Origin of the sequence: Pokkaliibacter sp. CJK22405 (assembly GCF_046614695.1) — a bacterium.
Classification (GTDB): domain Bacteria; phylum Pseudomonadota; class Gammaproteobacteria; order Pseudomonadales; family Balneatricaceae; genus Pokkaliibacter.
Map to the genome: position 1 here is coordinate 103,713 of NZ_JBKKHQ010000015.1, position 11,260 is coordinate 114,972.

10 protein-coding genes are annotated in these 11,260 nt (G+C 50.1%); 7 read left to right on the forward strand and 3 right to left on the reverse strand.

Translation table 11 applies throughout. The features are described from left to right. Positions 1 to 7 precede the first annotated feature (7 nt). From dapC to map, 3 genes are read right to left on the reverse strand one after another with little or no spacing between them, the layout of a single operon-like run. Complete coding sequence (gene dapC / locus ACKC9G_RS11780) at positions 8 to 1,222, reverse strand: succinyldiaminopimelate transaminase (protein WP_411405549.1); 1,215 nt, start codon at positions 1,220 to 1,222, stop codon at positions 8 to 10. Next, on the reverse strand, positions 1,222 to 3,915 hold the full coding sequence (locus ACKC9G_RS11785) for a [protein-PII] uridylyltransferase (protein WP_411405551.1): 2,694 nt from the start codon (positions 3,913 to 3,915) through the stop codon (positions 1,222 to 1,224). Before ACKC9G_RS11785 ends, dapC begins: the two co-directional genes overlap by 1 nt. Before the next feature lie 60 nt (positions 3,916 to 3,975). Further along, positions 3,976 to 4,749 carry a type I methionyl aminopeptidase gene (gene map, locus ACKC9G_RS11790; RefSeq protein WP_411405553.1) on the reverse strand — a complete coding sequence of 258 codons (774 nt, stop codon included), beginning with the start codon at positions 4,747 to 4,749 and terminating at the stop codon, positions 3,976 to 3,978. 312 nt (positions 4,750 to 5,061) lie between these two features. Here map and rpsB point away from each other — a divergent pair, with 312 nt between their 5' ends. The 7 genes from rpsB (at position 5,062) to rseP (ending at position 11,236) form a co-directional block, all read left to right on the forward strand. Beyond that, positions 5,062 to 5,808: a 30S ribosomal protein S2 gene (gene rpsB, locus ACKC9G_RS11795; protein WP_411405555.1), complete on the forward strand. Its 747-nt coding sequence runs from the start codon at positions 5,062 to 5,064 to the stop codon at positions 5,806 to 5,808. 96 nt (positions 5,809 to 5,904) lie between these two features. Further along, a complete protein-coding gene (gene tsf / locus ACKC9G_RS11800) occupies positions 5,905 to 6,765 on the forward strand; it encodes a translation elongation factor Ts (RefSeq protein ID WP_411405557.1) in 861 nt (286 codons plus the stop codon). Between the two features lie 89 nt (positions 6,766 to 6,854). After that, positions 6,855 to 7,586, forward strand: coding sequence for a UMP kinase (gene pyrH, locus ACKC9G_RS11805; protein ID WP_411405559.1), 732 nt, complete (start codon positions 6,855 to 6,857; stop codon positions 7,584 to 7,586). A gap of 20 nt (positions 7,587 to 7,606) precedes the next feature. Beyond that, positions 7,607 to 8,164, forward strand: coding sequence for a ribosome recycling factor (frr, locus tag ACKC9G_RS11810; protein WP_411405561.1), 558 nt, complete (start codon positions 7,607 to 7,609; stop codon positions 8,162 to 8,164). A gap of 76 nt (positions 8,165 to 8,240) precedes the next feature. After that, positions 8,241 to 8,990: an isoprenyl transferase gene (locus ACKC9G_RS11815; protein ID WP_411405613.1), complete on the forward strand. Its 750-nt coding sequence runs from the start codon at positions 8,241 to 8,243 to the stop codon at positions 8,988 to 8,990. Further along, positions 8,983 to 9,786 carry a phosphatidate cytidylyltransferase gene (locus ACKC9G_RS11820; RefSeq protein ID WP_411405563.1) on the forward strand — a complete coding sequence of 268 codons (804 nt, stop codon included), beginning with the start codon at positions 8,983 to 8,985 and terminating at the stop codon, positions 9,784 to 9,786. The genes ACKC9G_RS11815 and ACKC9G_RS11820 overlap by 8 nt, the downstream gene beginning before the upstream one ends. Before the next feature lie 109 nt (positions 9,787 to 9,895). After that, entirely contained in the window at positions 9,896 to 11,236 is a 1,341-nt protein-coding gene (gene rseP, locus ACKC9G_RS11825; RefSeq protein ID WP_411405565.1) for an RIP metalloprotease RseP, read from the forward strand. Positions 11,237 to 11,260 lie beyond the last annotated feature (24 nt).

Genomic DNA, 11,260 nt, shown 5'->3' on the forward strand with positions numbered 1-11,260 from the left:
ACCGTTCTTAAGGGGTGTATTGCTCAACGAATCGACGTAAGCGTTGTGCGCCTTCAATGCACTCTTCCAGTGTGGCGACCACAGCCATGCGAACATGGCCTGCGCCGGGAAGCACTCCATCGACTTCGCGTGAAAGGTAGCGACCAGGTAGAACCGTGACGTGTTCCTTGGCAAAGAGCTCTTGTGCAAAGCGCTCATCATCTCCACCGGGCACTTGTGGCCAAAGATAGAAGCCACCTTCTGGTAGGCTGACGCTCATGACCGGGCTCAGAATTTCCAGCACGGCATCAAACTTGGCTCTGTACAGCGCACGGTTGTCTACCACATGCTGCTCGTCATTCCATACCGCGATACTGGCAGCCTGAACCTGTGTTGACATAGCGCAGCCGTGATAGGTGCGATAGCGCAGGAAGTCCTTCATCAGGTTGGCATCGCCTGCAATGAAGCCTGAGCGAAGCCCTGGCAAATTAGAGCGTTTGGAAAGGCTGTGAAATACCACGCAGCGTTCATAGCTACTTCGCCCAAGCTCGGCTGCTGCTTGAAGAAGTCCCATGGGTGGAGTGCTCTCATCAAAATAGAGTTCGGAGTAGCACTCATCAGAGGCAACAATGAAGTCATGCTGGTCGGCAAGCTCAAGCACTTCGCGGAAATCCTCAAGGGACATTACTGCGCCAGTGGGATTGCCAGGTGTGCATAGGAACAGTACCTGGCAGTCTTTCCATACTTCGGCTGGCACCGACTTGTAGTCTGGCTTGAAACCATTTTCTGCTGTGCAGTTAAGGAAGTGTGGGGCAGCTCCGGCTAGATAGGCTGCGCCTTCATAGATTTGATAAAAAGGATTGGGGCTAACAACGAGAGGGTTCTTCTTGCTGGCATCTACAGCCATTTGTACAAAAGCAAAAATAGCTTCACGCGTGCCGTTAACAGGCAGCACTTGTGTTGCCGGGTTAACAGGAGAGGAGGCAAGCTTAAAGCGGTTATCCAGCCAGCGGGCAATCGCGGTGCGCAGTTCATCCGAACCTTTGGTCGTTGGATAAATTGACAAGCCATGCATGGCTTCTACCATCGCTTCTTCTGCCATCTTGGGCGCAGGATGCTTGGGTTCTCCGATGGAGAAAGCAATCGGCGCTTTATCGTTAGGCGCTTGCACTGCGGCCTTGAGAACGGCCAACCGCTCAAAGGGATAAGGATTGAGCTTTTGAAGTAATGGGTTGGTATTCATCAGTTGTGTGCCAGTTCGTCTAATTGTTGACAGATCGCAGCGCGAAGCCCTTCACGCAGGGTTGGGTCGACCAAAGGTGTGCCTTCCTGAGTGGTAATAAAGAAAACGTCTTCTACTCGTTCGCCCATACTGGCGATTTTTGCGGTTTGTACGAACACATCAAAGTCGTAAAAAATGCGCCCTAACGTTGCAAGCAGCCCTGGTCTGTCTGGAGAAATAACTTCCAGAATCGTGCGTCCGTTATTCAGGTCATCACTGATGTGTACCTTGGTCGGTAGTGTGAAGTGCTTATACTGGCGTGGAACGCGGCGGTGAACTATTTCCGGGAACTGATCCGGCGCAGAGAGGACTTCCTTTAGTGTGGACTGAATCTGCGCGGTCCGCTCAGGGTCATTGCCGAGTGGCTGATTATCTTCATTGAGTACCACAAAGGTATCGAGACTGTAGCCGTCGGAAGATGTGATGATTCGCGCATCATGGATATTAAGGTTGAGCTGGGAGAGAGCGGCCGTCATGGCGGCGAACAAGTCATCCTGGTCAAGGGTGTAGATAAACACCTGGGTGCCGCCTTCATGAGCCCGGCTGGTGGTTTCGCGAACCAGCACTAAAGGTTCATGGGGAGACTGGTTCCTCAGAATTCCTTCGGTGTGCCAGATGATGTCCCGAACGCTTTCGCGAATGAAGTAATCGTTGGGGAGCTGTCGCCAGAGTCGCTGTACATCTCTTTCAGGTAAATCGTCGCCTTGCAGTCCATTCAGGGCATCTTTCTGGATGTCTTCAACCAGCTCTGAAATATTGATCGGCTCTTCCAGGCCGCGGCGCAGCATCTGCTTGGTATCGCTATACAACTGGCGCAGTAATGCCGCACGCCACGAGTTCCAAAGCGAAGGGTTGGTGGCATTGATATCCGCCACAGTCAACACAAAGAGGTAATCAAGATAGATCGGGTTTTTAACCTCTTGGGCAAAGGCTTTGACAACCTCCGGGTCGGAAATGTCTTTGCGCTGCGCGGTCATGGACATCAGCAGATGATTCTTCACCAGCCAGACAACCAGTGCGGTATCCCACTTGGGTAGCTGGTGGCGACGACAGAAGGAAAGCATATCCTGTGCGCCAAGCTCAGAGTGATCGCCGCCGCGGCCTTTACCAATATCGTGAAACAAGCCGGCAAGGTATAGCAGTTCTGCCTTAGGCAGCTTATGAATCAGGCTTGAGACAATAGGGAAGCGCTCAGCCACTTCATCGTGACGAAACTGGCGCATCATCAGTAGGACCTTCATGGTATGAGCATCCACGGTGTAAACGTGGAAAAGGTCGTGCTGCATGCGTCCGATAATGTCATTAAACGCGGGAATGTAGCGTCCCAGAATATCGTAGCGACGCATCCGGTTTAATTCTGTTGATACACCCTCAGGGCTTCGCAGCAACTCCATAAAAAGGCTGGTGTTGCGAATATCTGCACGGAATTTGTCATTGATGCGGTGTCGGAACTGACGCAGCAAGCGGATGGTTGAGGCACGCACGCCATCTGCCTGAGGGTGCTGTGCACGCAGAACGAACAGCTCCATCATTGCGAAGGGGTAGTAATCAAAGACCAGGTCATGGGTGACTTCCAGATGGCGGTTGCGAATCTGGAAGCGGCTATTCACCGCAATGATTTCCTCCGGCTCATTCTCGGCAAGAATGGCTTCTTCGAAATACTGCAGCAGCAGGTCGTTCAGCTCAGCGATATAGCCAGCAATGCGATAGTACTTCCACATGAACTGCTCAATGGCGATGACGTCCTGCGTATTCTCGTAGCCAAAGAAAGTGGCCAGGGTCTGCTGATAATCAAACAGCAGGCGATCTTCTTCACGACCGGTAAACATATGCAGGGCATAGCGGACCGTCCAGAGGTACTCCATGCCTTCGTTAATGGCCTCCAGCTCTTTTGGCGTAAGAAAACCGTGGGTAACAAGCTCACTCAGAGACTCTGCGCCAAAGTGACGCTTCACTACCCAGGCAATGGTCTGGATGTCGCGAAGGCCGCCTGGTGAATTCTTGATATTTGGCTCGAGGTTGTAGCCAGTCTGCTGTGTTTTCTCGTAGCGTGCCTGCTGCTCTGCGCGTTTGGCTTTAAAAAAGGCGCGTGAAGACCAGGCATCTTCTGACGTGACAAGCTCCTGCATGTCAATTTTCAGACGTTCAGGGCCGATGATAGTTCGGGCTTCGAGCAGATTGGTGGCGATGGTCAAATCATCTTTGGCCAGAGCGTAGCAATCATTAATGCTACGGACACTGCTGCCGACGGCTAGTTTGATATCCCAGAGAAAAGTGAGGAAACAACTGAGTTTGTCTTCGTGGGCTTTCAGCTCAAAGTCATTATCGAACAGGATAAGCAGGTCAATATCGGAATAGGGGTGAAGCTCTCCCCGTCCATAGCCGCCGACTGCCAGTAGACTCAGATCATCATCCTCAGGAAGTCCATGGAAGGCCCATGCACACTGAAGTAGCTGGTCCATGAACCAGGCTCGGCCATTAATCAACGATCGAATGTTGCTCTTGGCTTTAAAGCGGCCATCCAGTACGGATTTTGCCTGTTCGAGCGCCTGTTTAAATGCTGGTATCGGTTTTGTCGTATTCAGTCGCTCGGTAAACGCGACGGGGTCGAACAGTTCCGCATCAGCAGCATAGTTATCAACAGGGAGGGCCATGAAAGAATCCTCAGGGGCGTCGTCTCAGTTTATCTTGGTGCCTGTTATTGCGGAACGCCCTTATAAAGGAACTTCGTTACTGCGCAGTGTCAGAATTTCAACGCCTGTTTCAGTCACAAGAATCGTGTGCTCCCATTGGGCCGAGAGGCGACGATCAACTGTTTCTACCGTCCAGCCATCTTTTTTAAGCACTTTAACGTGTCGCTTGCCTGCATTGATCATGGGTTCGATTGTGAAAATCATTCCTGCTTCAATGGTTATGCCTGTGCCAGGCTTTCCGTAGTGGAGAATCTGGGGTTCTTCATGAAATTCGGCGCCAATACCGTGGCCGCAATACTCACGAACCACAGAGTAGTGATTCTGCTCTGCGTGAACCTGAATAACATGTCCGATATCACCAAGAGTAATGCCTGGTTTAACCAGATTAATCCCCTGGAACATGCATTCGCGTGTGACATCGACCAGGCGTTGGGCATGGGGCAGCGGGGTTCCAACATGGAACATTGCGCTGGTATCACCGTGGTATCCATCTTTAATGACGGTGATGTCGATATTGATGATGTCGCCTTGTTTTAGTGCCTTTCCGTTCGGAATGCCATGACAAACAACGTGATTCACGGAGGTGCAGATGGATTTGGGGAAACCGTGATAGTTCAGTGGCGCAGGAACTGCCTTCTGCTCATTCACAATATAGTTGTGGCAGATTTCATTCAGCTGATCCGTAGTCACACCCGGTTGTACATGCGGTTCAATCATTTCCAGAACGTCTGCTGCCAGGCGGCAGGCAATGCGCATTTTTTCAATTTCTTCGGGTGTCTTGATGATTACGGTCATGGCGGGATGTTAGCTCCTGGCGTGTCTGCCTGCCTTGCATGGGCGGGTAGCGCAAATTCATGGACAGCGCCGCATTGTACACGGATTCCACCGAACGGAAAAATTGCCTCTTAACTTTTGCTGAAGGCAGAAATGTGGTATAAAACTGCCGCCCCAAGTTTTGGCTGAGTCTCAGGGCTTTTGTCAGAATGAGGGAGCGCAAACTTAACCTAAAGCACACACATGTGCCGACACAGTGTCCGAGGGTGCCTTCAATGGAGGTCGGATTCTGGGGTACATGGAGGCCTAACCCTATTTCTAAAAGGAAATATCATGGCAAAAGTTACCATGCGTGACCTGCTTAAAGCAGGCGTACACTTCGGTCACCAAACTCGTTACTGGAACCCAAAAATGGGTCAGTACATCTACGGTGCTCGCAACAAGATCCATATCATCAACCTCGAGCACACTCTGCCGATGCTGAATGAAGCTCTGGATGTTGTTGGCAAAATGGCCTCCAAGAAGAACAAGGTTCTTTTTGTTGGTACCAAGCGTGCAGCTGCAGAAGTTATTAAGCAGGAAGCTACTCGCGCCGGTATGCCTTATGTAAACCATCGTTGGTTGGGCGGTATGCTCACCAACTATAAGACTATCCGTCAGTCCATTCGCCGTTTCCGTGAACTGGAACAGCAGAGCCAGGACGGTACCTTTGACAAGCTGACCAAGAAAGAAGTGCTGATGCGCACTCGTGAAATGGAAAAGCTGGAACTGTCTATCGGCGGTATCAAAGACATGGGTGGTCTGCCTGACGCACTGTTCGTTATCGACGTTGAGCACGAGCGCAATGCCATCCAGGAAGCCAACAAACTGGGTATCCCTGTTATCGGTGTTGTAGATACCAACAGCAACCCTGCCGGTATCGATTACGTTATTCCGGGTAACGACGATGCTCTGCGTGCCATTGAAATCTACGCGAAATCTATGGCTGATAGCATTGTTGAAGCTGCTGAAGCGAATGCAGATGGCAACAAAGGCGAGTTCGTTGAAGTCAACGAAGGCGCTGAAGCGGCTGCACAGTAAGGCTTAGCTTTTACTGGTAGACCGAAAGGGGGAGCGACGCTCCCCTTTTTTGAAAGTCAGTACCCGATTGAGATCAAATTTAAGAGGATATCCGACATGGCAGCTATTTCTGCTTCAATGGTTAAGGACCTGCGTGAGCGCACTGGTCTGGGCATGATGGAGTGCAAAAACGCACTGGTTGAAGCTAATGGTGACATCGATGTTGCTATCGACAACCTGCGTAAGTCCAGCGCTCTGAAAGCCGCCAAGAAGTCCGGCCGTACTGCTGCTGACGGTGTTGTTGCTGTTAAACAGGCAGATGACAACAGCTACGCAGTCGTTGTTGAAGTTAACTCTGAAACTGACTTCGTTGCTCGTGACGATAATTTCGCTGCATTCGCTGGCGAAGTTCTGGATGCCGTTTTCGCTGGCAAGCAAACTGATATTGCTGCGCTGATGGATGGCGATCTGGAAAACAAGCGTTCTGCTCTGGTTCAGAAAATCGGTGAGAACATTTCCGTACGTCGCGCTGCCGTTCTGGAAGGCGATGTTGTAGGTGCATACGTTCACAGCAACAACCGTATTGCTGTACTGGTTTCCCTGAAAGGTGGAAATGCAGAAGTTGCTAAAGATGTTGCGATGCACGTTGCAGCTTCTAACCCTCAGGTTGTTAAGCCTGCAGACATGCCTCAGGAACTGATTGAGAAAGAGAAAGAAATTTTCTCTGCTCAGGCTCAGGAATCCGGTAAGCCTGCTGAAATTATCGAGAAGATGGTTCAGGGTCGTATTCAGAAATTCCTGGCTGAAAGCAGCCTGATCAACCAGCCTTTCGTCAAAAACCCTGAAGTGACTGTGGGTGACATGGCTAAGCAGGCTGGTGCTGAAGTTGTATCCTTTATCCGCTTTGAAGTGGGTGATGGTATCGAAGTTGAGAAGAAAGACTTCGCTCAGGAAGTTGCAGAACAGCTGAAAGGCTAATCTCGACTCGTGATGCAAACCGCCGACTTAAGGTCGGCGGTTTTGTCTGTGGGTAATAGGTTTCCAATTACTATCTGGAGCACATATCGATGGCGACCGAAAAGAATCAAGCCAAATACAAACGCGTTTTGCTAAAGCTGTCAGGTGAAGCCCTGATGGGTGATGAAAGTTTTGGTATTGATCCCAAGGTGCTGAATCGGATGGCCTTGGAAATTGGTCAGCTGATTGGAATCGGTGTCCAGGTAGGTCTTGTGGTTGGTGGTGGTAATCTGTTCCGTGGCGCAGCTCTTGATGCGGCAGGGATGGATCGCGTTACTGGTGACCACATGGGAATGCTGGCTACTGTCATGAATGCTCTGGCTCTGCGTGATGCCCTTGAGCGTTCCAATATCTCTACGCGGGTAATGTCGGCGATCCCTATGAGCGGTGTGGTTGATCATTATGATCGACGCGCTGCTATTAGAGCGTTAAAGCAGGGTGATGTAGTCATTTTTGCTGCAGGTACCGGTAATCCTTTCTTCACCACTGACTCTGCTGCTTGTCTGCGCGGCATTGAAATTGAAGCTGACGTTGTGCTGAAGGCTACCAAAGTTGATGGTGTTTATACTGCTGATCCAGTTAAGGATCCCAGTGCGACAAAATATGATGTTCTGAGCTACGATGAAGTGCTTGAGCGTCAGTTAGGAGTGATGGATCTGACAGCTATTTGTCTGACGCGCGATCACTCTATGCCTGTCCGAGTTTTCAATATGAACAAGCCTGGTGCTTTGGCTAGCATTGTTACAGGCGGTCCTGAGGGGACGCTCATCATCGCGTCTTGAGGGAGATCAGGAGACTACCAATGATTGAAGATATCAAAAAAGATGCTGATCACCGGATGGTGAAGGCTATCGAGTCACTCGAGAGCCAGTTTAACAAGATCCGAACAGGTCGTGCTACGCCTGCTATCCTTGATTCAGTGCGTGTCGATTACTACGGTGTTCCATCTCCCCTTAGTCAGGTGGCTAACATCGTAGTGGAAGATGCGCGAACGCTGTTAATCTCTCCCTGGGAAAAGAAAATGACCCCGGAGATTGAGAAGGCTATTCTCAAGTCTGATCTTGGTTTAAACCCCAATACCGCAGGTGATGTTATTCGTCTGCCGATGCCGCCCCTGACCGAGGAAACACGTAAAACCTACATCAAGCAGGCACGCCAAGAGGCGGAAAATGCGCGTGTAGCGATTCGTAATGTTCGTCGTGATGCGAATGGGATGATCAAGGATCTTCTAAAAGATAAAGAGATTTCAGAAGATGATCAGCGTCGTGGTGAAGAGCAGGTTCAGAAACTGACGGATAAATATGTCGCAGATGTTGATAAGCATCTTGAACATAAAGAAAAAGACTTGATGGAAATCTAAATCAAGCGGACTGCCAGGGCCGACATTGTCGGCCCTCAATTTTTCTGCTCGCTGCAGGTACTGGAAAACCGGATGTATGTCTAAGGAAGTCACTCTTCATAAAGTTCCACGCCATGTTGCAATCATCATGGATGGTAATAACCGGTGGGCAAAAAAACGCTTTTTGCCGGGTGTGGCAGGACATAAGGCAGGCGTTAAATCAGTTCGCAAGGTGGTGGATACCTGCGCTCGTCAGGGTGTTGAGGTCCTCACTCTCTTTGCATTCAGTAGTGAAAATTGGCGTAGACCTCTTGATGAGGTTAATGCGCTTATGTCTCTTTTTGTTTATGTGCTTGAGCGCGAAGTTAAGCGCCTAAATGACAATAATGTTCGTCTGAAAATTATCGGCGAGCGTTCCCGTCTTGGTGACAAACTTAATCAATTAATTGACCAGGCAGAGGCTTTAACTGCCGATAATACCGGGCTGGTATTGGCGGTGGCGGCTAATTACGGTGGTCAGTGGGATATTGCTCAGGCAATGAGAAGTATCGCTGCTCAGGTTGCTGCAGGTGATTTGAGTGTTGATGATATCTCTGAAGATCTGATCGAAAGCCATATATCACTGGGGCATCTGCCTGCACCGGATTTGTGTATTCGTACTGGCGGCGAAAAACGTATTAGTAATTTCCTGCTATGGCAGATGGCTTATACCGAGTTTGTTTTTTCTGATGAGCTCTGGCCTGATTTTCAGGACGCATCCATGATGGCAGCGATTGAGGAGTTTTCTCGCCGTAAGCGCCGCTTTGGTCATACTAATGAGCAGGTGGAGGCCATGAAGGGTGCTTAAGACCAGGATTCTGACTGCACTGATTCTTATCCCTGTTGTTATTTATGGTCTCTTTGGGTTGACCGGATTTGCCTATGAGGCGTTCTGTCTGATTATCCTGGGAGCTGCTGCGTGGGAGTGGGGGCAGTTCGCGGAACTCAAGGGGCTTGGAAAGCGAACTGCTTACGTTGCAACTTTGGTTTTTAGTGGTGTTGTTGTCGGGTTCTTGCCTTCAGTCATTCAGATGTTAGTGCTGGTTGTGGCGGCTGTATTTTGGCTGGTGAGCTTTGTCTGGACAGCGCAGTTTCCAGAACTTAAACCCTGGTATGGTGGTAAGCGGATGCTTGCCATGGGGTGGGTGACGATAGTTCCGCTTTGGGTGGCGCTTTTGCAGTTATCTCTGGTCGAGAGCTACCCAAGCTGGTTGATTTACTTACTTTTGGTTGTTTGGGGATGCGACACTGGCGCCTATTTTGCTGGAAAACGTTTTGGTAAAACGAAGCTGGCGCCAAAAGTGAGTCCTGGCAAAACCCGAGAGGGTGTTTATGGTGCTTTTGTTGTAGTAACTCTGCTCAGTGTTGTGGCTGTGTTCTCTGGCTGGTTAGAAGTCAACTGGCTGGGTTTATGGGTCATTAGTATGTTGACCGCAGTTGTTTCTGTACAAGGTGATTTGCTTGAGAGCATGTGCAAGCGGACCGTCGGTATCAAAGATAGCGGTAAGCTATTGCCCGGACATGGTGGTGTGTTGGATCGTATTGATAGTCTCTGTGCTGCCCTGCCATTTTTTGCGTTACTAGTGGTTTCTTTTGCCGTCTGATTTTTAGCTTTTGGCGTATCATCACCGGCTATCTGCAAGCAGGCTAAGCGAGTGTCGAGAAATTGCCTCGCTACCTCTGTATCCATAATCCAGCGAGAAGTTGCAGTCTATGGTTAATCTGATTGCTCTGATTGTGACATTGGGCATTTTAGTCACGATACACGAGTTCGGTCACTTTTATGTGGCGCGACTTTGTGGTGTTAAAGTGCTCCGCTTTTCTGTTGGCTTCGGTAAACCCTTTTTCACTTGGCATGATAAGCACGGAACTGAGTTCTGTTTAGCCGCTATTCCCCTGGGTGGCTATGTCCGAATGTTGGATGAGCGCGAAGGTGAGGTTCAGGATTATGAGCTGGAGCAGGCTTTTAACCGCAAACCTGTGCTTCAGCGTTTTGCAATCGTCGCTGCTGGGCCCCTTATCAACATCCTTTTTGCTGTTGTTGCCTATTGGGGGCTTTTCGTCTGGGGTGTTCAGGGCATCGCGCCCGTTATCGGTCAAATTTCAGCTCAGTCGCCAGCTGCGATGGCTGATGTTCCCCCGGGGGGTGAGGTTGTGCAGGTTGATGGGCATCCTGTTCATAACTGGGAAGATGTAAACACCCGTCTGGCTTCAGCGATCGGACGAACCGGTAATATTGATCTTGCGGTGAAAAGTGATGGTGCTACTCACCAATACGCTCTACCGGTTAAACGTTGGCAGAGCGATAAGGGTGAGCCCGATCTGATCGGTGGTCTTGGGCTGCAGCCTTGGCAGCCGGCGTGGAACCCTGTTATTGGCAAGATTGTGGCAGGTGGTGCAGCTGAGCGTGCAGGCATGAAAAGTGGTGATAATGTTCTGACTGTCGACGGTAAGGCTGTGTCTAGCTGGAGTCAATGGGTAGAGGTTATCCGAGCCAACCCTGAGAAGGCGCTGGAAGTTGCTGTTGAGAATGAAGGGCAGCAACGAGTGCTGACGATGACTCCTGATCGTCATGATGACGGCCAGGGTGGTGTTATCGGTTATATCGGGGCAGGGGCAAAGGCTCCTTCATGGCCAGCCGATATGGTTCGGGAAATACAGTACGGACCTATCGATGCTCTTCAGCATGCTGTGGATAAAACTGCTTCCATGGTTAGGTTGATGGTTGACTCTGTAGGTAAGCTGCTTTCCGGACTTATGTCGGTTGAGAGTCTTGGCGGACCAATTACTATTGCCAAAGTGGCTGGAACATCTGCTTCGTTAGGTGTTGAGAGTTTTGTTTCTTTTTTGGCCTATCTCAGTATTAGCCTGGGCGTGCTCAATCTCCTGCCAGTGCCTATGCTTGATGGTGGGCATTTGGTGTTTTTCCTCGTCGAAATGGTCAAAGGCAAACCTGTCTCTGAGTCACTTCAGATGATGTCATTGCGTATAGGCATGGTCCTGCTTGGAGGGCTCATGATTCTTGCGCTGTACAATGATTTGATGCGTTTGTAATATGGCGCACATTTAGTTTGCAAA